The sequence below is a fragment of the Streptomyces marianii genome (assembly GCF_005795905.1).
Taxonomy (GTDB): Bacteria; Actinomycetota; Actinomycetes; order Streptomycetales; family Streptomycetaceae; genus Streptomyces; species Streptomyces marianii.
This window is the reverse complement of sequence record NZ_VAWE01000001.1, coordinates 6,568,975-6,590,282: the sequence shown is the minus strand read 5'-3', so window position 1 is coordinate 6,590,282 and position 21,308 is coordinate 6,568,975. Positions and strand designations below refer to the sequence as shown.

16 protein-coding genes, 1 tRNA gene and 1 pseudogene are annotated in these 21,308 nt (G+C 70.3%); 5 read left to right on the top strand and 13 right to left on the bottom strand.

What is annotated here, in order from left to right; translation table 11 throughout:
• Positions 1-7 precede the first annotated feature (7 nt).
• The 3 genes from FEF34_RS29850 to FEF34_RS29840 all read right to left on the bottom strand — a co-directional run bounded on the left by FEF34_RS29850 (position 8) and on the right by FEF34_RS29840 (position 3,059).
• On the bottom strand, positions 8-1,000 hold the full coding sequence (locus FEF34_RS29850) for a DUF3068 domain-containing protein (protein ID WP_138055927.1): 993 nt from the start codon (positions 998-1,000) through the stop codon (positions 8-10).
• Between the two features lie 16 nt (positions 1,001-1,016).
• Entirely contained in the window at positions 1,017-1,154 is a 138-nt protein-coding gene (locus tag FEF34_RS29845) for an SPW_0924 family protein (RefSeq protein ID WP_138055926.1), read from the bottom strand.
• Positions 1,155-1,313: 159 nt separating this feature from the next.
• Positions 1,314-3,059 (bottom strand): lytic transglycosylase domain-containing protein, encoded by a 1,746-nt coding sequence (locus FEF34_RS29840; RefSeq protein ID WP_138055925.1) that lies wholly within the window; start codon positions 3,057-3,059, stop codon positions 1,314-1,316.
• 225 nt (positions 3,060-3,284) lie between these two features.
• Here FEF34_RS29840 and FEF34_RS29835 point away from each other — a divergent pair, with 225 nt between their 5' ends.
• Positions 3,285-4,133, top strand: coding sequence for a DUF4184 family protein (locus FEF34_RS29835; protein WP_138055924.1), 849 nt, complete (start codon positions 3,285-3,287; stop codon positions 4,131-4,133).
• A 715-nt stretch (positions 4,134-4,848) separates the two neighbouring features.
• Here the strand turns inward: FEF34_RS29835 and polA are convergent.
• Positions 4,849-7,506: a DNA polymerase I gene (gene polA / locus FEF34_RS29830; RefSeq protein ID WP_138057806.1), complete on the bottom strand. Its 2,658-nt coding sequence runs from the start codon at positions 7,504-7,506 to the stop codon at positions 4,849-4,851.
• Positions 7,507-7,689: 183 nt separating this feature from the next.
• On the opposite strand from polA, the gene FEF34_RS29825 reads away from it, so the two are divergent.
• Both FEF34_RS29825 and FEF34_RS29820 read left to right on the top strand, forming a co-directional pair.
• Complete coding sequence (locus FEF34_RS29825) at positions 7,690-9,969, top strand: FdhF/YdeP family oxidoreductase (protein WP_138055923.1); 2,280 nt, start codon at positions 7,690-7,692, stop codon at positions 9,967-9,969.
• 61 nt (positions 9,970-10,030) lie between these two features.
• A complete protein-coding gene (locus FEF34_RS29820) occupies positions 10,031-10,492 on the top strand; it encodes a PaaI family thioesterase (RefSeq protein ID WP_138055922.1) in 462 nt (153 codons plus the stop codon).
• A 100-nt stretch (positions 10,493-10,592) separates the two neighbouring features.
• Here FEF34_RS29820 and FEF34_RS29815 read toward each other — a convergent pair whose 3' ends face one another.
• The 6 genes from FEF34_RS29815 to FEF34_RS29790 all read right to left on the bottom strand — a co-directional run bounded on the left by FEF34_RS29815 (position 10,593) and on the right by FEF34_RS29790 (position 17,246).
• Entirely contained in the window at positions 10,593-11,357 is a 765-nt protein-coding gene (locus FEF34_RS29815) for an ABC transporter ATP-binding protein (protein WP_138055921.1), read from the bottom strand.
• Complete coding sequence (locus tag FEF34_RS29810; protein ID WP_138055920.1) at positions 11,354-12,481, bottom strand: ABC transporter ATP-binding protein; 1,128 nt, start codon at positions 12,479-12,481, stop codon at positions 11,354-11,356. The genes FEF34_RS29815 and FEF34_RS29810 overlap by 4 nt, the downstream gene beginning before the upstream one ends.
• Positions 12,478-13,836, bottom strand: a complete 1,359-nt coding sequence (locus FEF34_RS29805; protein ID WP_171053144.1) for a branched-chain amino acid ABC transporter permease — start codon at positions 13,834-13,836, stop codon at positions 12,478-12,480. The genes FEF34_RS29810 and FEF34_RS29805 overlap by 4 nt, the downstream gene beginning before the upstream one ends.
• Positions 13,833-14,756, bottom strand: a complete 924-nt coding sequence (locus tag FEF34_RS29800) for a branched-chain amino acid ABC transporter permease (RefSeq protein WP_138055919.1) — start codon at positions 14,754-14,756, stop codon at positions 13,833-13,835. Before FEF34_RS29800 ends, FEF34_RS29805 begins: the two co-directional genes overlap by 4 nt.
• A 138-nt stretch (positions 14,757-14,894) precedes the next feature.
• Positions 14,895-16,052 (bottom strand): branched-chain amino acid ABC transporter substrate-binding protein, encoded by a 1,158-nt coding sequence (locus tag FEF34_RS29795; RefSeq protein ID WP_138055918.1) that lies wholly within the window; start codon positions 16,050-16,052, stop codon positions 14,895-14,897.
• Between the two features lie 528 nt (positions 16,053-16,580).
• Complete coding sequence (locus FEF34_RS29790) at positions 16,581-17,246, bottom strand: ANTAR domain-containing response regulator (RefSeq protein ID WP_138055917.1); 666 nt, start codon at positions 17,244-17,246, stop codon at positions 16,581-16,583.
• 93 nt (positions 17,247-17,339) lie between these two features.
• Between FEF34_RS29790 and FEF34_RS29785 the strand changes: the two genes are divergently transcribed.
• Both FEF34_RS29785 and FEF34_RS29780 read left to right on the top strand, forming a co-directional pair.
• Positions 17,340-17,423 (top strand) — tRNA-Leu (locus FEF34_RS29785).
• A gap of 79 nt (positions 17,424-17,502) precedes the next feature.
• A pseudogene (locus FEF34_RS29780) lies at positions 17,503-18,292 on the top strand (helix-turn-helix domain-containing protein).
• A gap of 40 nt (positions 18,293-18,332) precedes the next feature.
• On the opposite strand, the gene FEF34_RS29775 reads toward FEF34_RS29780, so the two are convergent.
• The 3 genes from FEF34_RS29775 to pyk form a co-directional block, all read right to left on the bottom strand.
• On the bottom strand, positions 18,333-19,109 hold the full coding sequence (locus tag FEF34_RS29775) for a hypothetical protein (RefSeq protein ID WP_138055916.1): 777 nt from the start codon (positions 19,107-19,109) through the stop codon (positions 18,333-18,335).
• A gap of 26 nt (positions 19,110-19,135) precedes the next feature.
• A complete protein-coding gene (locus tag FEF34_RS29770) occupies positions 19,136-19,720 on the bottom strand; it encodes a hypothetical protein (RefSeq protein WP_138055915.1) in 585 nt (194 codons plus the stop codon).
• Positions 19,721-19,836: 116 nt separating this feature from the next.
• The gene (gene pyk, locus FEF34_RS29765; protein WP_138055914.1) at positions 19,837-21,273 is read right to left on the bottom strand and encodes a pyruvate kinase; all 1,437 of its coding nucleotides are present in this window, start codon (positions 21,271-21,273) and stop codon (positions 19,837-19,839) included.
• Positions 21,274-21,308 lie beyond the last annotated feature (35 nt).

The following is a 21,308-nucleotide window of genomic DNA, read 5'->3' as shown; positions in this document are numbered from 1 at the left end:
GGGCCTGTCACGCCCGGGCCGGTTCGGGCCCGGGTGCGGACGCGGAGCCGCCGTCCGGCCGGCGCGAACGCGCTTCAAGCAGGAGGGAGAGCGCGAGGAGGCCTGTGCCGAGGGTCAGGAACGTCCACGGCAGGCGGGAGACCAGGAGGAGCACGAGGCCGCGGTTGGACGACACCAGGGCGACGGTGTGGTCCACGTAGTCCTCGCGCATCTTGACGTGGCCGGAGAAGGCGGTCACCTTGTCGCGGCCGCCGAGGAGCGATCCCCCGCGCAGTTCCTCGGTGTGGATCTCCTCGCCGTTGACGGGCGCCCCCGTGACGGGTTCGACCCAGAACATGCGCTTGGTGGTGTACCAGCGCGTGGTGCCGGTCTGCTTCTCCAGCGTCGTCGCGTCGATTCCGGGTATCGGCATCATTTTCGGGTACGGCACCTTGGTCCACGGGACCGTCTGCTCGAAGTAGTAGACCTCCAGGCCGCGGAAGGTGCGGGTCCCCCGGTAGTGGATGGGGGCCGAGGTCCTGGTCTGGGCGTCGAAGTACGCGTAGTCCCGCTTCTCGGTGAGGAAGGGCCACTTGAACTCGATGCCCTCGCGGCGGACCGGGTCCCCGTCGACGCTCTCCCCCGTGGCGTGCACGGGGGCCTGGGTGTGGGCGTCGAAGATGTACCGCTCGGGGATCTGGGAGACCGCTTTCCCGTCCGGCCCCTGGACGTAGGAGAGCGAGTCCCAGACGACCACGTCCCGGCCCGCGTCGCGCTCGATCCGCTCCGACTCCTCCACGTTGCCCTTGAGGGTCTGCACGATGGTGACCTTCTCCACCTGCTCCGGCTGCATGGTGTCGTACTGCAGCAGGGTCGCGGGCCTCGCCTCGAGCACCATCTCCTGGTACTGGCTCGGCGGGATCTTCGCGAGCCGGGGGAAGGCGTACCAGCGCAGCACCGGCGCCAGCGCCGCGAAGAAGACGGCGAAGGACAGGAGCACGAGACTGGCTCGGCGGCGCACGGCGCTGCTCCTCCCGCTACTTCTTGGGGCCGGGGACGGTGGTGAGGAGCGGTCTGGGCGAGGTCTCCCCGGGCGATACGTCGAGCACGGCGATGAGCAGCACGACGAGCAGCACCGGGGCCAGCCCGACGGCGGCGGCGACGAGGGCGCGCATGGTCGGCCTCCCGGGTACGCGATCTGATGATGCGTCAGAACAGCGGGCGGTGGCACCGTAGCAACGGGGCGTCGAGATGAGAACACGTCGCACCGCACACGGCACCGCCCCTCCGCGCGGGATACGCGCGAAAGGGGCGGTGGTCCGGGGCGGGGCAGGTCAGACGGGCGGGGCCTCGGGGGCGGCGACCTTCAGTTCGACGGTCAGCGTGGCGCCGCCCTCGGTCGTCAGACGCAGCAGGAACGTGCCGGACTGCTCGTCCGAGAAGATCTGCGGCAGCACCAGCAGACCGTCGGCGCCGGTCTTCAGCCCGGTGAGGGTGCGGACGGGCTTCTCCTCGGCGTCCTTGAAGTACGGTCCCCCGGTGTTCTCGGCCGGGTCGTCGGCCGAGGTGACCATCGTGGCCGTGACCGCCACACCCGCGGCCGCCTCGCCCTTGAACGTGGCCTTGACCTCGACCGCGTCGGCGAACTCCGAGGACGGCGCGGCGGTCGGCTCCTTGTCGCCGGTGCGGACGAGCGCGTCGGCCTGGCGGGCGGTAACGGTCGCGGTGCAGTCGAGCCGGGGCACGGCTCGTCCGGCGACGGTGACGCGGATGGTGAAGTCGCCGGCCTCCTCACCGGCTTTCAGCGCGGGTGCGACGGCGACGCCGCCCTCGCCGGTGCGCACGACCGCGGTGGTGCGGTTGCCGGAGAACCGGGCGTCGGTCGCGCCGACGATCTCGAAGACTAGGTCGGCTCCGACGACCGACTGGCCCGAGCGGCTCTTCGCCCGGACCTTGGGCAGGACGGCGAAGTCCTCGCCGGCGACGGCCGTGGGACGACCGTCGCCCGCGTTCTCGATGGCGAACACCGTCACGGCGGGCGGAGGCGTCGGAATCGGGGTCGGAATCGGGGTGGGCGTCGGGCTCGGGCTCGGGGTGCTCGGCGTCGACGGACCCGGGGACGGCGTGCCGGTGTCCGGCTTCGACGGGTCCGGGGACGGCTTGGGGCTCCCGGTCGAACCGCCGGGGTTCGAGGGGGACGGCGAGGTTCCGGGGGTGGCACCCGGCGCGGGCGACGTGGCGACCGTCCCGGTGGAGCCGCTCTTGCTGCGACCGACCGGCAGCACTCCCGAGCCGTCGGGGACCTCGTGCGTGCCGCGCTTGTAGTACTCGAACCAGGACAGAACCGTCCGGAGGTACTCCCGGGAGCGGTTGTAGCTCAGGATCGCCTTGTCGAGGTCCTCCTTGACGGACAGGTCTCGGCCGCCGGCGCAGAGGTACTTCGCGGCGGCGAGGGCCGCGTCGTAGATGTTGTTCGGATCCTTGCGGCCGTCGCTGTTGGCGTCCTGGCCCCAGGTGGCCCAGGTGGACGGGATGAACTGCATGGGGCCGACGGCACGGTCGTGGGTGCGGTCGCCGTCGTAGGCGCCGTTGTCGGTGTCGGAGATGTTGGCGAACCCGACACCGTTCAGCACCGGGCCGAGTATCGGGGAGAAGGTCGTGCCGTTGGCGTCGACCCGGCCGCCGCGCGCCTGCCCGGACTCGACCTTGCCGATCGCGGCCAGCAGCTGCCAGGGGATCCTGCAGCCGGGGTCGCTGGCGGCGACGGCCTGCTCGGCCTGCTTGTACGCGGCCAGCACCGTGGCCGGGATACCGGCCTCCGCCGGGCCGACGACCGGAAGATGGGGCGACGCGCCCGGCTTGTTGGGGCTGTTCAGCGGTGGCAGGTCCGTGAAGTAGGGGGAGTTCCCGGTCGCCGAGGAGCCCGACGACGGGGTGGACCCGGAGGCCTGCGCGTCGCCGCCTGTGGCGGTGGGCGCGACACCCGGCGCCTGCGACGCGGAGAGTGCGGCCACCGCGACCGCCGCCACCGCTGTCGTGGTGGCCCCCTTGCGCAGCCGACGGCCGAATTGCGCTGCCATACCCCTGATCCCTCCCCATGAGCGGCCGTTCGCGCTCCCCGCGCAACGTCCGGTGCGACATTACGGCAACTCCCGGCGCCGCGTAACAGTCACCCCGGCCGTCGGCGCCCGGTGCTGACCCCGCGTCCACGGACGGCATGCGGGCATCCGGCACGCACGGCGCCCGGCCGGGTTCCCGCATACTGGGCCGCATCGCTCGGACACGGTCTCACGGGGGACGGCACCATGCCATTCACACTCAGCCACGCCGCGGCGGTCCTGCCCGGCATCCGCCGGAACGGTGCGGCCCGGGGACCGCTGGTCGCGTCGGCACTGGTCGCGGGCTCGTTCGCGCCCGACATGACCTACTTCGCAGCGAGCGCCCTGCCGGATGCGATGCGGTTCGGCGAAGTGACGCACGGCCCGCTGGGGGTGCTCACGGTCGACGTCGTCATCGCGGCGGGGCTGGTGGGTCTTTGGCTGATGGTGCGTGAACCGCTGCTGGCCCTGCTACCGCAGCACCTGCAGGCACGCGCCCATGCCGTGGTGCGCGGCCACGCCCCGCAAGACCGGACGCGGGCGTCGCTGGCGCTGTGGTTCTGGGTCTCGGCGGCGATCGGCGCTGCGACGCACGTCGTCTGGGACGCGTTCACGCACTTCGACCGCTGGGGCACGCGGGCGCTGCCGGTGCTGGCCGAATCCGTCGCGGGATTCCCCCTCTACACGTACATCCAGTACGGGAGTTCGATCGTGGCGCTGGTGGCGATGGGCTGGTTCGCGGGGTCCGCGTGGAAGCGCACCTCGGGGAGCACCGGGCCGGTACCCGTGCCGTCGCTGGGCCGGCGCGGACGATGGGCCGCCGTGGCGCTGCTGACGCTGTGCGTCCTCGCGGGAACCGTGCACCGCTGCGTGCGCTGGTACGCGTACTGGGGCCGGGTCGACACGCCGCTCGACATCATCCCGACCGCGTGCTTCGGGGCGGGGGCGGGGCTCGCCGCGGGGGTCGTGCTGTACGGCGCGGCGGTCCGGCTGCGGTCACGCCGCGGCGCGAGCCAGGACGCGGCGCCCTCCCGGGAGCCCGCGGGCGTGTCCTGACGGGTGCCGCCCTTCGGGATCCCGCGTCGGAGCCGGGAGGCCCGAACGCGGAGACGCCGGCCACGGGGCGCGCCGGCCGGTACGGGCAGCGGCCGGCGCGCGGTCGCCGAACGGACGCCGGCCCCGAACGACCGTCGGACCGCCCCGCGGACGCGAACCGCCTCACGGACGCACGCGGGCCTCGCACCCCGCAGGGGCGTGCGGGCGCCCACCGCCGCGGACATCCGGGCCGGGCACACGCCGTGTCCCTCACGCCATCGCCCATCGACCCCACCGAACGACCGTCGGACCACCCAGCGGGCACCCACCCCCTCACGGACGAACGCGGGCCTCGCACCCGCGCGGGCGTGCGGGCGCGGGGATGACGGATCCCGCCGGGCGACCGTCGGACCGCCCCGCGGACGCGAACCGCCTCACGGACGCACGCGGGCGCGGCGGCCGCCGTGTCCCTCACGCCATCGCCCATCGACCCCACCGAACGACCGTCGGACCACCCAGCGGGCACCCACCCCCTCACGGACGAACGCGGGCGTCGCGCCCGCGCGGGCGTGCGGGCGCGGGGATGAACGGGTCCCGCCAAACGACCGTCGGACCGCCCCGCGGACGCGAACCGCCTCACGGACGCACGCGGGCGCGGCGGCCGCCGAACGGACGTGCACCGTCCGGCGGGCCCCATCACGCCCGTACCGGCCCGGGACGCCCGCTCCCGGCGGCGTCAGTGCGCGGCGGACTCCCAGTCCGGGCCCACGCCCACGGAGACGTCGAGGGGTGCGCGCAGTTCCGCTGCCGCGGACATCTCGCGGCGGACGAGTTCCTCGACCCGCTCGCGCTCGCCCGGGGCGATCTCCAGAACGATTTCGTCGTGGACCTGGAGCAGCATCCGCGAGGCGAGACCCGCCTCCCGCAGCGCCGCGTCCACCCGCAGCATCGCCATCTTGACGATGTCCGCCGCCGTGCCCTGGATCGGCGCGTTCAGCGCCATGCGCTCGGCCGCCTCACGGCGCTGGCGGTTGTCGCTGTTGAGGTCCGGGAGGTAGCGACGGCGGCCGAACATCGTCGCCGTGTAGCCCGTGGCGCGTGCCTCGTCCACGACACGGCGCAGATAGTCGCGGACGCCGCCGAACCGCTCGAAGTAGGTGTCCATCAGGGCCCGCGCCTCGGCCGCCTCGATGTTCAGCTGCTGGCTGAGGCCGAAGGCGGACAGGCCGTAGGCCAGTCCGTACGACATCGCCTTGATCTTGCGGCGCATCTCCGCGTCGACCGCGGACCCTTCGACGCCGAAGACCTGGGAGGCCACGGTCGTGTGCAGGTCCTCGCCCGAGGTGAACGCCTCGATCAGGCCCTCGTCCTCCGAGAGATGGGCCATGACGCGCAGTTCGATCTGACTGTAGTCGGCGGTCATCAGGGACTCGAAGCCCTCGCCGACGACGAAGCCGCGGCGGATCGCCCGGCCCTCGTCCGTGCGCACCGGCACGTTCTGCAGGTTCGGGTCGGTGGAGGAGAGCCGTCCGGTCGCGGCGACGGTCTGGCTGAAGGTGGTGTGGATCCGGCCGTCCGCGGCGATGGTCTTGATCAGGCCCTCGACGGTGGAGCGCAGCCGGGCCTGCTCGCGGTGGCGGAGCATGATGACGGGCAGCTCGTGGTCGGTCTGGTTCGCGAGCCAGGCCAGCGCGTCGGCGTCGGTCGTGTAACCGGTCTTGGTCTTCTTGGTCTTGGGGAGGTTGAGCTCCCCGAAGAAGACCTCCTGGAGCTGCTTGGGCGAGCCGAGGTTGAACTCGTGGCCCACGGAGGCATGGGCCTCCTTCACCGCCTGCTGCACGGCTCCCGCGAACTGCTGCTCCATGGCCTCGAGATGGGCCCGGTCGGCGGAGATGCCGTGCCTCTCCATCCTGGCCAGCAGCAGTGACGTGGGCAGTTCCATGTCGTGCAGCAGCTCGCCGGCACCGACCTCACCGAGCCTGCCGCCGAAGGTCTCGCCCAGGTCGAGGACGGCGCGGGCCTGCGCCATCAGCGCGTCGGCCTCGGCCTGCTCGTCCTCCGCACCGAAGGCCAGCTGCCCGTCGGCGGCGGCGGGTGCCAGCTCGCGGTGGAGGTACTCGACGGAGAGGGCGTCCAGCGCGAAGGACCGGCGCCCGGGCTTCACCAGGTAGGCGGCCAAGGCCGTGTCCATCGTGATGCCCCGGATGTCCCAGCCGTGCTCGGGGAAGACCCGAAGTGCCTCCTTGGCGCCGTGCATGACCTTGGGGCGATCGGGGTCGGAGATCCAGGAGGCGAAGGCACGCTCGTCGGCCTCGTCGAGCTGGGTCGTGTCGAACCAGGCCGCCGCTCCCCCGGCGGCCGCGAGGGCGATCTCGCTGACGCTGCCCACGCCCAGCGCCCAGGCGGCGACCGTGGCGACACCGAGCGGCTGGGCGCCGTGCCGCTCCAGCCAGGGGGCCAGTTCGCCCGCGCCGAGCACGCTGCCGTCGAGCTCCACACCGGCCGCCGGGGCCGGGGGCTCGTCCTCGGCGGCGCCCGGGTCGACGGCGAGCAGCCGCTCGCGCAGGCTCGGGTTGCGGATCTCCAGGACCTCCAGGAAGCCCTTCAGCGCGGTCCGGTCGTAGGGCGCGCGCTCGAGGTCGCCGACGGACTTCGGCAGCTCCACGTCACGGACCAGTTCCGTCAGGTGACGGTTGAGCTTGACGGCCTCCAGATGGTCCCGGAGCGACTGGCCGACCTTGCCCTTCACCTCGTCGGCGCGCTCCACGAGCTCCGCGAACGAGCCGAACTGGTTGATCCACTTCGTGGCCGTCTTCTCGCCGACGCCGGGGATGCCCGGGAGGTTGTCGGACGGGTCGCCGCGGAGGGCGGCGAAGTCCGGGTACTGGGAGGGGGTCAGCCCGTACTTCTCCTGGACCTTCTCCGGGGTGAAGCGGGTCAGCTCGGAGACGCCCTTGGTCGGGTACAGCACGGTGACGTGGTCGGAGACGAGCTGGAAGGAGTCCCGGTCGCCGGTGACGATCAGGACCTCGAAGCCGGCGGCCTCGGCGCGGGTGGCGAGGGTCGCGATGATGTCGTCGGCCTCGAAGCCGTCCACGGCGAACCGGACCGCGTTCATCGTGTCGAGCAGCTCGCCGATCAGCTCGACCTGGCCCTTGAACTCGTCCGGCGTCGAGGAGCGGTTTGCCTTGTACTCGGGGAAGTCCTGGGAGCGCCAGGTCTTGCGGGACACGTCGAAGGCCACGGCGAAGTGCGTGGGTGCCTCGTCGCGGAGCGTGTTCGCCAGCATCGACGCGAAGCCGTAGACCGCGTTCGTCGTCTGGCCGCTCGCGGTCGTGAAGTTCTCCGCGGGCAGCGCGAAGAACGCCCGGTATGCCAGCGAGTGCCCGTCCATGAGGAGCAGGCGGGGACGGGTTTCCTCTGAGGTCTTCCTCGATGCTGTCTCAGCCACGGACACGATCCTGCCACGGACCACCGACAAAGCCGCCCACGGCCGCCGGGGTCCGGCCACCGCGCACGCGTGACAGGATCAGTGGCGTTCAGCTCGTCCTCCCGTCCGCGCTCGAAGGAGAGCACGATGGCCACCAAGCCGCCCGAAGACGACCCGGTGCAGGACGCACCCCGGGTCGAGGCGCCCCGGCACGCCGCGGCCGGGCTCCCGGCGATCGGGCACACACTCAGGGTCGCGCAGCGGCAGATGGGGCTGTCGCGCACCGCGCGCACCCTCCTCAGGGTGAACCAGAAGGACGGCTTCGACTGCCCCGGCTGCGCCTGGCCCGAGGGCGAGCGCCGCCATGTGGCGGAGTTCTGCGAGAACGGCGCGAAGGCGGTGGCGGAGGAGGCGACGCTGCGCCGGGTCACGCCGGACTTCTTCGCCGCCCACCCGGTGTCCGACCTGGCCTCCCGCAGCGGTTACTGGCTGGGCCAGCAGGGCCGCATCACCCAGCCCGTGTACCTGGCGGAGGGCGCCGACCGCTACGAGGCGGTGCCCTGGGAGCGGGCCTTCGCCATCGTCGCCGAGGAACTGGGTGCGCTCGGCTCCCCCGACGAGGCCCTCTTCTACACCTCGGGCCGCACCAGCAACGAGGCCGCCTTCCTGCTGCAGCTCTTCGCCCGCGAGTTCGGCACCAACAACCTGCCGGACTGCTCCAACATGTGCCACGAGTCCTCGGGCTCGGCGCTGACCGAGACGCTGGGCGTGGGCAAGGGCAGCGTCTCCCTGGAGGATCTGCACCGGGCGGACCTGATCGTCGTCGCCGGGCAGAACCCGGGGACGAACCACCCGCGGATGCTGTCCGCGCTGGAGGAGGCCAAGCGGTCCGGAGCGAGGATCATCTCGGTGAACCCGCTGCCGGAGGCCGGGCTGGAGCGGTTCAGGAACCCGCAGACGGCGCGGGGCATGCTCAAGGGCGTCCAGCTCACCGACCTCTTCCTCCAGATCCGCATCGGCGGCGACCAGGCCCTCTTCCGGCTCCTGAACAAGCTGGTCCTTCAGGCGCCCGGCGGAGTCGACGAGGCGTTCGTCCGGGAGCACACGCACGGTTACGAGGAGTTCGCCGCCGCGGCGCGCGCCGCCGACTGGGACGAGACGCTGGCCGCGACCGGCCTCGACCGCGCGGACATCGAGCGGGCGGCGAGCATGGTCCTCGCCTCGGAGCGGACGATCGTCTGCTGGGCGATGGGCTTGACCCAGCACAAGCACGCCGTCGCGACCATCCGCGAGATCGTCAACCTGCTGCTGCTGCGCGGCTGCGTCGGCCGTCCCGGCGCGGGCGTGTGCCCGGTGCGCGGGCATTCCAACGTCCAGGGCGACCGCACGATGGGCATCTTCGAGCGCCCTTCGGACGCCTTCCTCGACGCCCTGGAGAAGGAGTTCGGCTTCGCCCCGCCGCGGCACCACGGCCTGGACACGGTCCGGGCCATCAGAGCGCTGCGGGACGGCGAGGCGAAGGTGTTCTTCGCCATGGGCGGCAACTTCGTGGCCGCCACGCCCGACACGGACGTCACCGAGGCGGCGATGCGCCGCGCCCGGCTCACCGTGCACGTGTCGACGAAGCTCAACCGCTCGCACGCGGTGACCGGGACGCGGGCGCTGATCCTGCCCACGCTCGGACGGACCGACAGGGACGAGCAGAGGAGCGGCCGCCAGTTCGTGACGGTCGAGGACTCCATGGGCATGGTGCACGCGTCCCGCGGCAACCTGCCGCCGGCGAGTGAGCACCTGCTGTCCGAGCCGGCGATCGTGGCCCGGCTGGCCCGGGCGGTACTCGGCCCGGGGTCGAGAACCCCGTGGGAGGAGTTCGAGGAGGACTACGCCACGATCCGGGACCGGATCTCCCGGGTGGTGCCCGACTTCGAGGACTTCAACGCGAGGATCGCCCGCCCCGGCGGCTTCACCCTGCCCCACGCCCCGCGCGACGAGCGCCGCTTCCCCACGGCGACGGGGCGGGCCAACTTCACGGCGGCGCCGGTGGAGTACCCGGAGGTCCCCAAGGGCCGGTTGCTGCTGCAGACCCTGCGCTCCCACGACCAGTACAACACCACGATCTACGGGCTCGACGACCGGTACCGCGGTGTCAGGAACGGCCGCCGTGTCGTCCTCGTCCACCCGGAGGACGCGGCGGAGCTGGGACTCGCGGACGGCGCGTACGCCGATCTCGTCAGCGAGTGGACGGACGGGGCGGAGCGGCGGGCCCCCGGCTTCCGTGTGGTCCACTACCCGACCGCCCTGGGCTGCGCCGCCGCGTACTACCCGGAGACCAACGTCCTGGTGCCGCTGGACGCCACCGCGGACACCAGCAACACCCCCGCCAGCAAGTCCGTGATCGTGCGTCTGGAACAATCACCGACCGACTGAGCGTTCGCTCAGGCGACGGAGCCCCAGGACACCACAGACGCACGACGATCGGAGCCGGCCCATGGGTGAGCAGACGACGGTGAAGTTCCCGCAGGAGGTCATCGACGAGTACGCCGCGCTCGGTGTCGACCTGCCCTCGCTGTTCTCGGCGGGGTCCCTCGGCAACCGGATGGGTGTGCAGATCGTCGAAGCCTCCGCGGAGCGCGTCGTCGGGACGATGCCGGTGGAGGGCAACACCCAGCCGTACGGCCTGCTGCACGGTGGGGCGTCCGCGGTGCTGGCCGAGACCCTCGGGTCGGTCGGGTCGATGCTGCACGGCGGCAGCTCGAAGATCGCCGTCGGTGTGGACCTCAACTGCACGCACCACCGGGGTGTGCGCTCCGGGCAGGTCACGGGCGTGGCGACGCCGGTGCACCGGGGCCGCTCCACCGCCACCTACGAGATCGTGATCACCGACGAGCAGGACAAGCGGGTCTGCACGGCCCGGCTGACCTGCCTGCTGCGCGAGGCTCCCCGGGACTGAGCACGGCGGCACCCCGGCACACCGCCCGCAGAACGGCGGCCGGCACGACGGCAAGGGCCGGGGAGCGAACGCTCCCCGGCCCTTGCCGGCTCTGCGGAAGTCAGGCCGCGCCCTCACCGAGGTACGCCTCACGGATCCGGGAGTCCGCCAGCAGGTCCGCCGAGGGACCCGACATGGCGATCTCACCCGTCTCCAGGACGTAGCCGCGGTTGGCCAGGGCGAGCGCCTGGGTGGCGTTCTGCTCCACCAGCAGCACCGTCGTGCCCTGCTTGTTGATCTCCTCGACGATGTCGAAGATCTGCTGCACGATCAGTGGAGCCAGGCCCATCGACGGTTCGTCGAGCAGCAGCAGCTCGGGCTTGCCCATCAGGGCCCGTCCGATGGCGAGCATCTGCTGCTCACCACCCGACAGGGTCCCGGCGAGCTGCGAGCGCCGCTCCGCCAGCCGCGGGAAGAGGGTGAACACCCGATCCATCTCGGCCGAGTCGACCGACTTGAACCGATAGGCGCCCATCTCCAGGTTCTCCCGCACGGTCATCCGTGCGAAGACCCTGCGGCCCTCCGGCACGTGTCCCACACCGAACCGGACCAGTTCATGGGACTTGATGCCGTCGATGCGCTCGTCGTGCAGCAGGACCTCGCCGTGGCGCGGCCGGAGCATGCCCGAGATCGTGCGCAGCGTGGTGGTCTTCCCCGCGCCGTTGCCGCCGAGCAGGGCGACGATCTCACCCTTGCGGACGGTCAGGTCGATGCCCTTGATGGCCTCGATGGCGCCGTAGAAGACCCGGACGCCCTTGAGTTCGAGGAGGTTGTCCGTCACGGCGCCGGCTCCGCCGGCGTCCTTCTCGAGTTCGGTCGTGGTCACTTGCCGCTCTCCTCGTCCGACGCGGAACCGTCCGGCGTCGTGTCGTCCGACGCGGAACCGTCCGGCGTCGTGTCGTCCGACGCGGAACCGTCCGGCGTCGTGTCGTCCGACGACGGCCCCTCATCCGACGGCGTCTCGTCCGAACCGGATGCGCCATCCGCATCGGAGCCGCCCTCCGAACCGGGACCCTCCGCATCATCGCCCGCGGGTGCGGCGGTGCTCTCGTCCCCGTCCACCGGGCGCCGCTGCTCGGCGATCACCGCTTGAACCGGCTCCGCCTCGGCCGCGGCCTCGGCACCGAGATAGGCCTCGATCACCGCCGGATGCTGCTGCACCTCACTCGGTGTCCCCTCGGCGATCTTCTTGCCGAAGTTGAGGACCATCACCCGGTCCGCCACCGACATCACCAGGCGCATGTCGTGCTCGATCAGCAGCACGCTGACGCCCAGTTCGGCGTTGATACGGCGGATCAGCTGCTCCAGCTCCAGCTTCTCCGTCGGGTTCGTGCCCGCGGCCGGCTCGTCGAGGAGCAGCACCTGCGGATCGGTGGCCAGTGCCCTCGCGATCTCCAGGCTGCGCTGGTCACCGTAGGACAGGCTGCCGGCGATCTCGTTGAGCTTGCTCTCCAGGCCGACGAACTTCAGCAGCCGGTGGGCCCGCTCGTCGCTCTCCCGCTCCGCCCGGCGGGCGTTCGGGAGACCGAGCATGATCGAGACCGGGCCCACCCGCTGCCGGGTCTCCGCCGCGATCTTCACGTTCTCCAGTGCCGTCAGCGCGGAGAACAGCCGGATGTTCTGGAACGTACGCGCCAGTCCCAGCCGGTTCACCAGGTGCGGCTTGCTGCCGAGCAGCTGCTTCTCGCCACCGTCCTTGGGACGGAACGAGATCCGTCCCTCCTGCGGCTTGTAGACGCCCGTCAGCGAGTTGAACAGCGACGTCTTGCCGGCGCCGTTCGGGCCGATCACGGCGAGGACCTCGCCGCGGCGCATCCCCAGCTCGACGCTGTTCAGGCAGGTCAGACCGCCGAACCTCAGCGTCACACCGGAGGCCTCCAGAACGTTGTCCTGACCGGCCGCCGAGCCGTCGGCCCCGGCGGCCACGCCCTTCGTCACATCCGTGGTCATCGGACCGCACCTCCCGCCGGCTCCGTCATCGCATCGGCGTCGCCGATGCCTTCCTGCGTCAGTTTCAGCTCCCGTTGCCGTCGGCGGGAAGGCCACACACCCTGCGGGCGGTAGATCATCATGACCACCAGCAGTGCGCCCAGATACATGTACCGGTCCGCCGGGTCCACGAAGTCGCGGAGCACCTCCGGCAGCCACACCAGGATCGCCGCACCCAGCAGCACGCCCGGGATCGATCCCATGCCGCCGAAGATGACGTACGACAGCACCAGGATGGAGTTGAGGATGATGAAGTTCTCCGGGTTGAAGTACCCGACCTTGCTCGCGTAGACGACACCGGCGACACCGGACGTCGACGCACCGATGGCGAAGGCCATCAGCTTGAAGCGGACCGTGTCGACGCCGTTCGCGGCAGCAGCGACCTCGTCCTCACGGATCGCGGTCCAGGCTCGGCCCACCCGCGAATGCTCCAGCCGCACGAAGACGATGATCAGAACGACGATCAGAGTGACCAGGAGATACCAGTACGGCATCTTCTCCAGGCCCCACTCGTATCCGAAGGCCGAGAACTTCGGCACCTGGCGCGCACCGGCGGGACCACCCGTGACCCCGTCGGCGTTCTTCGCCACCAGGTACACGATCTCGTGGAAGCCCAGCGTCACGATGGCCAGGTAGTCACCGCGCAGTCGCAGTGTCGGCGCCCCGAGCAGCACACCCGCGATCAGACACGTGACCACGGCCACCGGAATGATCAGGAAGTTGTTCAGCACGATGGGCGGCTCCACCGGGAGACTGCCCGTCCAGAACGCCGCGCTGTAGGCACCGACCGCGAAGAAGGCGACGAAGCCCAGGTCCAGCAGGCCGGCCCAGCCGATCACCACGTTGAGGCCGATGGCCAGCAGCGCGTACGTGGCGATCTGGTCGATCAGCACGGTCTGCCAGTACCCGGTCAGCTGGCCGGGGATGAAGAGCGCTGCGAGCAGCAGCGCGATCATCACGGTCCACTTGACCCTCGGCTGGGTACGGAACGCCTCCTGCGCCCGCTTCCACGGGCCCAGGTTGTGCACGGACCTGATGCCGCCGACCGCGCCGGAGACCTGCCGCGAGCCGAACTCCCGCACGAGCCAGATGACCAGTGCGCCGCCCAGGCAGATCCACAGGTTGACCCCGGTGAGACTCGTGCGCACGGAGTAGAAGAGGTCACGGGTGTTGCCCTGCTCGCCCACCATGAGGGTGAGCACCAGGGCCAGCGCGATCAGCGCGCCCAGCCGCGTGTACCGGGGCTGCTGGTACCACGCGGTCCTGCGCAGCTTCGCCGCCGTGGACGGCGACTTCACGGTCGTGTTCGTGCTCATGCCGTCCTCCCCACACGCTCACCGAGAATGCCGGTCGGACGGAACATCAGCACGGCGATCAGTACGACGAACGCGCCGACGTGGCGCCACTCGCCTCCGAAGGCCGGCACCGTCAGCGTCTCCACGATGCCCAGCATCAGTCCGCCGAGCATGGCACCGCGGATGTTGCCGATGCCGCCGACGACCGCCGCGGCGAACGCGGTGATGCCGGGGATGAAGCCCATGTCGAATTTGACCTGCGTGAACGTGCCGTACAGGAATCCCGCGGCGCCACCGAGCAGACCACCGATGACGAAGGTGCGCGAGACGACCTTGTCGATGTCCACACCCATCAGGCCGGCGACCTCGGCGTCCTGGGACACCGCCCGGATACCGGATCCGAGCTTGGTGCGGTTCACCACCATGTCGAGGCCGACCATCATGACCACGGCGGATGCGAGCAGCAGCAACTGCGTCACGTTGAGATCGGCGCCGAATACCGTGAGAACCTTCTTGTTCTCGTAGGCCTCCGGCATCGGCAGCGGGTCACGGCCGAAGAGCTTGCCCGCGAGGTTGTACAGGAAGAACGACGCACCGATCGCGGTGATCAGGAAGATGAGCCGTGGAGAGCCTCTGCGGCGCAGCGGCCGATAGGCCACTTTCTCCAGGCCGTACGCGGTGAGAGCACCGAAGGCGGCGCCGGCCGCGAGACCGAGTACCACGTATCCGACCGATGCGAGACCCGAGGGAGCGTTCCCCGGCGCGACCACGGTCAGGGCGATGAGACCGCCGTAGGCACCCAGCATGAACACCTCGCTGTGCGCGAAGTTGATCAGTTGGAGGACACCGTAGACGAGTGTGTAACCGATGGCGATGACGGCGTAGATGGAGCCGAGCACCACCCCTAGGACCAGATAGTCCCAGAATTCAACAAGGGACATCAAACGTACTTCCTTGTGGGAGCTGAGCGGGCGGGGTCTGCGGTGCGATCGGCACACGACTGTGGGACCCGCGCCACGTGTGCAGGGACGACGCCGGGCCGCGTCCTGGCGGGACTGGACGCGGCCCGGCGGCCGAAATCAGCTACCGGCCAGCTCCTGGATGGACCCCTGGTAGGCGATCTTGCCGCCCTTGACCTGGTACAGGTAGATGTTCGAGATCTTCAGCTCACCCTTGCCGTCGAAGGAGAACTCCTTCGTCAGGCCCTTGTAGGAACCCTTCGCCAGCGCGTCGTAGATGCTCGCACGGTCCGCCTTGTCGCCCAGGCGCTTGACTTCCTGGATGACGTAGTTGGTGAGGTCGTACGCCTCCGCCGAGTAGGTGCCCGGGGCGACGTTGAACTTCTTCTTGTAGTCCTCGGTGAACTGCTTGGTGCTCGCCTCCACCGTGGCGTCGGTGCACGGGCAGGTGAGGAACCAGTTCTCCGACGCGTCACCCGCCAGCTCGACGAACTTCATGTCGTTCGTGCCGTCGCCGGAGATCGCGGCACCCTTGTAACCGGCCTCCGCCAGCTTCTTCGCGAACGGCGCCGCGTCCTGGTAGTAGCCCGCGTAGATCAGCGCGTCGGCCTTGGAGTTGACGACGTCCTTCGCCGTGGCGCTGTAGTCCGGGGTCTTCGCCGGAACCGACTTCTTGACGACCTCGACACCGGCAGCCGTGAGCTTGTCGTTGGCGACCTGCGCCAGGCCCACGCCGTAGTCCGACTTGTCGTCGAGCAGGTAGACCTTCTTGGCCTTCAGCTTCTTCGCGTAGTAGTCCGCCATACCGGCGCCCTGCGCGTTGTCGTTGGGCACACCGCGCAGGAAGGTCTTGAAGCCCTGCTCGGTCAGGCCCGGGTTGGTGGCCGACGGGGAGATGGCCGTCAGGCCCGCGTCACCGAGCAGCGGAGCCGCCGAGTTGGTGGCGCCGGAGAACGCCGGACCCACCAGCGCGACAACGTCCGTGTCGTCGATCGCCTTCTGCGCAGCGGCCGTGGCCTTCTCCGGCAGACCCTGGTCGTCGACCGGGAAGTACTCGAGCTTGACGCCGAGGTCGCCCTTGGCGTTGGCCTGCTCGATGGCCAGCTGGATGCCACGCTCCATGTTCTGACCGAGCGCGACGTTGTCACCGGAGAGCGGACCCTGGAAGGCGATCTTGACGGTGTCGCCGCTGCTGCCGGAATCGTTGGCGCATCCGGTGAGCGCGAGCGCGCCCACTGCCAGCGGTATGCCCAGCTTGACGATGTTCTTGTTCAGCACTACGAACCCCTTGGAGCCGCCCGAACGATCTTGTCTGCGGAGGAAGTTGGCCTTTCCTCGCAGGACACCGCCAAACGGTGCGGTGTGCGGGGAATGTAATCGCGCGTTCGGGCGCACGGATAGGTGACAGAACGATGTGTGATCGCCCTGTGACCTGAGTCATGCGCCGGAAACAGAACACTCCTTACCGGCGACCGGACGTATCAGCCATGATCCAGAACGCCCCGACATGCCCGTACGGGATCTTCGTCACCGTATCGCCCAGCTCCCCGAATGCGCTCTGACCAGGGGATCCTCCGTCGGCGGCGGGTTCTCGAACTGGCCGGATCACCATCCCCCGCCGGCTGATGCGCACCTTCCCGCAACACCGCCCGTCTCACCGGTCAGTCCCCGCGGGCAGGTCACGTCACCCTAGTGTGCAGCGGCCCGCCACACCGGCGAATGCGAATCGGCCTTCACAACTTCCCCCTCGACATCACAGGGCCCTCGATCACCCTGTGACCGAGGGCCCTGCCCGGTGGTGCGCCGCTACTGCTCCGACCGCCCCCTGGCCGCCTTCTTCTCCTCGGCATCCTCGATGACCGCCTCCGCGACCTGCTGCATCGACAGCCGCCGGTCCATCGACGTCTTCTGGATCCACCGGAACGCGGCCGGCTCGGTCAGCCCGTACTGCGTCTGCAGAATGCTCTTCGCACGGTCCACCAGCTTCCGCGTCTCCAGCCGCTGGGCGAGATCCGCGACCTCCTTCTCCAGCGCCCGCAGCTCCGCGAACCGCGACACCGCCATCTCGATGGCCGGCACCACGTCGCTCTTGCTGAACGGCTTCACCAGATACGCCATCGCCCCGGCGTCCCGCGCGCGCTCGACGAGATCGCGCTGGGAGAAGGCCGTCAGCATCAGGACCGGTGCGATCGACTCCTCCGCGATCCTCTCGGCGGCGGAAATCCCGTCGAGCACCGGCATCTTCACGTCCAGAATCACCAGGTCCGGCCGCTGCTCCCGGGCGAGCTCGACGGCTCGCTGCCCGTCCCCGGCCTCCCCGACGACCGTGTAGCCCTCTTCCTCGAGCATCTCTCTCAGGTCGAGGCGGATGAGGGCCTCGTCCTCTGCGATGACGACACGGGTCGTCAGCGGCGGGACGTGCGACGCATCGCCGTCGTCGGCGACGGGCTGGGGCGACTCGGGGGCGGTCACGGGAGCTCCTCGTTGCGGGGCCGGTGCTGCACTGGAAAGCCTACCTAGCTGAAGCCCTCGACCTTCACCCGGTACACTCCCACCAGCGGCCTCGCCGGGTTGGCGGAAGTGGCATACGCGGATGTCTCAAACACATCTGCCCGAAAGGGCGTGCGGGTTCGAGTCCCGCACCCGGCACAGCAAGCGGATGTTCACGTTCTCGTGAACATCCGCTTCTTGTCACCCGCTGCGACGAGCCATCGCGCAATGTAGTCATATGAAGCTCCATGGCACGGACGTACGTCTGAAGGCGCTGGCCCTGCTGAGCGGCGGCGCCCGCAACGCCGACGTGGGCCGTCTGCTGGGCGTGCCCGCCGGCACCGTGGCGTACTGGCGGCACCGGGACCGGGCGGAGCGTGGCGAATGCCCCGGGAGGCACGCACCTCAGTGCCCGAGATGCGACGGCCGGGAGATCGACGGAGCCGCCTACGCCTATCTGCTCGGACAGTACCTGGGCGACGGGCACATCATCCGCTACTCGGGGCACCGTGTGCCCAGCCTCATGATCACGTGTGCGGAGCAGTGGCAGGGCGTGATGGACGAGTGCGAGACCGCCATGCGGGCGGTCTTCCCGGACAACTCCGTCTGCCGGGTGCGCAGGCAGGGCTGTCGCAACGTCAAGGTGTACTCGAACCATCTGTCGTGCCTCTTCCCCCAACACGGGCCCGGCAGGAAGCACGAACGCCGGATCGTCCTGCAGTCGTGGCAGCGGGAGATCGTGGACGCCCATCCGTGGGAGTTCGTCCGCGGACTGATTCACTCCGACGGGTGCCGCAACATCAACTGGACGACCCGACTCGTCGGCGGAGTGCCCAAGCGCTACGAGTATCCCCGCTACTGGTTCACGAACGTCTCCGACGACATCCGCCGGCTCTACACGGACACGCTCGACCGGCTCGGGGTCGAGTGGAAGGAATGCACCCGGTACGGCAGGCCGTACAACATATCCCGTCGCCCGGCGCACCTCCGTCGCCCTCATGGACGCGCGTATCGGGCCCAAGTACTGAGCGGGCCCGATATGCGGGTGCGTCGGTGGCGGCCGTGGCGTCAGGCGTCGAGGAGCTGGTTGAAGAAGATCCGGTAGTGCTGCAGTGCGACGCGCAGGTCCTCCGTCTCCGTCTCCTCGCCCCTGCTCCACCGGGACTCGAGGTCCTGCTTGTGGTCGGCGAAGGTCGCCGCGAGGGTCTGGATCACGTCGGCGACGAGGGAGTCGGCGGCGCGGACGGAGTCCCGGGGGTCGTCGATGAAGTTCGCCTGTATCTGCTGCCAGCGGTCCCGGTAGCTCTCGGCGTCCTCGACCGCGATCAGGGGAGTGCCTCGGTCGGGCCCCGGTCGCCCCTCCGTCGCCGCGGGGGCCTCGGACTCCGGCTCAGCCCCGGGTTCCCGGTCCGCCCCGGGTTCCGGTTCCGCCGTGGTCTCCCGTTCCGCCACCGGTCCCCGGTCCGCCGCGGGTCCCCGGTCCGCCCCGGGTTCCGGTTCCGCCGTGGTCTCCCGTTCCGCCACCGGTCCCCGGTCCGCCGTGGTCTCCCGTTCCGCTGCGGGTTCCCGGTCCGCCGCGGGTTCCCGTTCGGTCATGGGTTCCGTCGTGGAGGCGCGGCGGGTCGTCTGTTCGGCGCCGCGCGGCCCGGCGGGGCGGTCGCGGCGTTCCGCGGGGGCCCCGGTGCTGTTCCCCGGCAGGTCCGTCGCCTCACCGGGGAAGGTGGGAGGGGGGCGTTCGCCGACGCCGTTGTCCTCGGGGGGCTTCCCGGTCGTCCGGGGGTGTGCCAGGTCGTCGGTCGTGAGACCGCTCCTGGTCGTGTCCTGCCTGCTCTTGGGGTCTCGCATGTCAACTCACCTCGTGCGTCGCGGTGTCAGGCGGCGTCGTGACGTCGTCGGGTGTCGACGGTCGGATCCGGGCTCGTGTGGGAGTCGCCGAGCAGCTCCTGGAAGAGGGCGCGGTAGTGCACCATGGCTCCGCGCAGTTCCTCGGTGGTCGCCCGGCCTTCCCTGTTGCGCAGGCCGACGTCGTGGGCGGCCCGGTAGTGCTCCAGGGTGCCTCCGTGTTCGACGGAGAGGTCCCTGAGTTGCTGCTCGTAGCCTTCCGTGGGGTAGCCGCGGTCGCTCATGAGCCGGGTGACGAGCCGGTCGGCGTCGTCGACGCAGCGGGAGGGGTCGTCGACGAAGCGTTCCTGGACTCCGGTCCATTCCGCCGAGTAGCGGTCCCTGGCCTCCGGGGGCAGTTCCCGGATGTCGAGGTCGCGGTGCCGTTGCTCCCTGGAGCGCAGTTCGCGCTCGGCGGCGCGCCTGCTGTCTCCGGACTCGACGGTGCGGTCGTACTCGGAGCCGAAGCGTTCCCGGAGGTGGCGCCGGCGGATGGTCAGCCATGCGCCCACCGCGATCAGGAGCAGGACGACGACGATCAAGACGATGACGGCGATGAGTGTTCCTGTGGACATCCGGACCTCCGCATGCATCCGTTGTCGGCGGGGGCCCTTTGTGTCGGGGCCTCTTGTGGGGCCGACTGCCCAGGACCTCTCCGCACAAACACGCCGTCGCCCCGGCGCGGCCGGGGTCAGGGGCGTGGGGTGTCGGCCTCGCCGATGTGGTGGACGCGCACGAGGTTGGTGGAGCCGGCGACGCCGGGCGGGGATCCGGCGGTCATGACGACGGTGTCGCCGCGCTCGCAGCGGCCGATGCGGAGGAGTTCCTCGTCGACCTGGCCGACCATGGCGTCGGTGGAGTCGACGCGGGGTCCGAGGAAGGTCTCGACGCCCCAGGTGAGATTGAGCTGGGAGCGGGTGGCCGGGTCGGGGGTGAAGGCGAGGAGGGGGATGGGCGAGCGGTAGCGGGAGAGGCGCCGGACGGTGTCGCCGGACTGGGTGAAGGCGACGAGGAACTTGGCGCCGAGGAAGTCGCCGATCTCGGCGGCGGCGCGGGCGACGGAACCGCCCTGGGTGCGGGGCTTGTTGCGTTCGGTGAGCGGGGGGAGGCCCTTGGCGAGGATCTCCTGCTCGGCGGCTTCGACGATGCGGCTCATCGTGCGGACGGTTTCGACGGGGTGTTTGCCGACGCTGGTCTCGCCGGAGAGCATGACGGCGTCGGTGCCGTCGATGACGGCGTTGGCGACGTCGGAGGCCTCGGCGCGGGTGGGCCGGGAGTTGTCGATCATCGAGTCGAGCATCTGGGTGGCGACGATGACGGGTTTGGCGTTGCGCCGGGCGAGTTTGATCGCGCGTTTCTGGACGAGGGGCACCTGTTCCAGGGGCATTTCGACGCCGAGGTCTCCGCGGGCGACCATGATGCCGTCGAAGGCGGCGACGATGTCGTCGATGGTGTCGACGGCCTGGGGCTTCTCGATCTTCGCGATAACGGGAAGGCGGCGGCCTTCCTCGTCCATGACGCGGTGGACGTCCTCGATGTCGCGTCCGCTGCGGACGAAGGAGAGGGCGATGACGTCGGCGCCGGTTCTGATGGCCCAGCGGAGGTCGTCGACGTCCTTGTCGGAGAGGGCGGGGACGGAGACGGCGACTCCGGGGAGGTTGAGGCCCTTGTGGTCGGAGATCACGCCGCCTTCGACGACGGTGGTGCGGACGCGGGGACCGTCGACCGCGGTGACTTCGAGCGAGACGCGGCCGTCGTCGACGAGGATGCGCTCTCCGGGGGTGACGTCGGAGGCGAGGCCGGCGTAGGTGGTGCCGCAGATGTCGCGGTCACCCTCGACGGGTTCGACGGTGATGGTGAATTCGTCGCCGCGTTCAAGGAGTACGGGGCCTTCGCGGAAACGTCCGAGGCGGATCTTCGGGCCTTGAAGGTCGGCGAGGATGCCGACGCTGCGGCCGGTTTCGTCGGATGCCTTGCGGACGTGGCGGTACCGCTCCTCGTGATCGACGTAGGTGCCGTGGCTGAGGTTGAGGCGGGCGACGTCCATTCCGGCGTCCACGAGTGCCTTGATCTGCTCGTACGAGTCGGTGGAGGGCCCAAGTGTGCAGACGATCTTTGCTCGGCGCATGGTTCGAGCCTATGTCTTACCCGCCGGTAGAGAGT

Bases quoted from the DNA above. Each gene is read 5' to 3' on its own strand.
- FEF34_RS29770 (WP_138055915.1), bottom strand. From the start codon at position 19,720: ATGTCCACAGGAACACTCATCGCCGTCATCGTCTTGATCGTCGTCGTC.
- polA (WP_138057806.1), bottom strand. From the start codon at position 7,506: ATGGACGGGCACTCGCTGGCATACCGGGCGTTCTTCGCGCTGCCCGCG.
- FEF34_RS29800 (WP_138055919.1), bottom strand. From the start codon at position 14,756: ATGTCCCTTGTTGAATTCTGGGACTATCTGGTCCTAGGGGTGGTGCTC.
- FEF34_RS29840 (WP_138055925.1), bottom strand. From the start codon at position 3,059: ATGGCAGCGCAATTCGGCCGTCGGCTGCGCAAGGGGGCCACCACGACA.
- FEF34_RS29845 (WP_138055926.1), bottom strand. From the start codon at position 1,154: ATGCGCGCCCTCGTCGCCGCCGCCGTCGGGCTGGCCCCGGTGCTGCTC.
- FEF34_RS29835 (WP_138055924.1), top strand. From the start codon at position 3,285: ATGCCATTCACACTCAGCCACGCCGCGGCGGTCCTGCCCGGCATCCGC.
- FEF34_RS29810 (WP_138055920.1), bottom strand. From the start codon at position 12,481: ATGACCACGGATGTGACGAAGGGCGTGGCCGCCGGGGCCGACGGCTCG.
- FEF34_RS29775 (WP_138055916.1), bottom strand. From the start codon at position 19,109: ATGCGAGACCCCAAGAGCAGGCAGGACACGACCAGGAGCGGTCTCACG.
- FEF34_RS29805 (WP_171053144.1), bottom strand. From the start codon at position 13,836: ATGAGCACGAACACGACCGTGAAGTCGCCGTCCACGGCGGCGAAGCTG.
- FEF34_RS29825 (WP_138055923.1), top strand. From the start codon at position 7,690: ATGGCCACCAAGCCGCCCGAAGACGACCCGGTGCAGGACGCACCCCGG.
- FEF34_RS29820 (WP_138055922.1), top strand. From the start codon at position 10,031: ATGGGTGAGCAGACGACGGTGAAGTTCCCGCAGGAGGTCATCGACGAG.
- pyk (WP_138055914.1), bottom strand. From the start codon at position 21,273: ATGCGCCGAGCAAAGATCGTCTGCACACTTGGGCCCTCCACCGACTCG.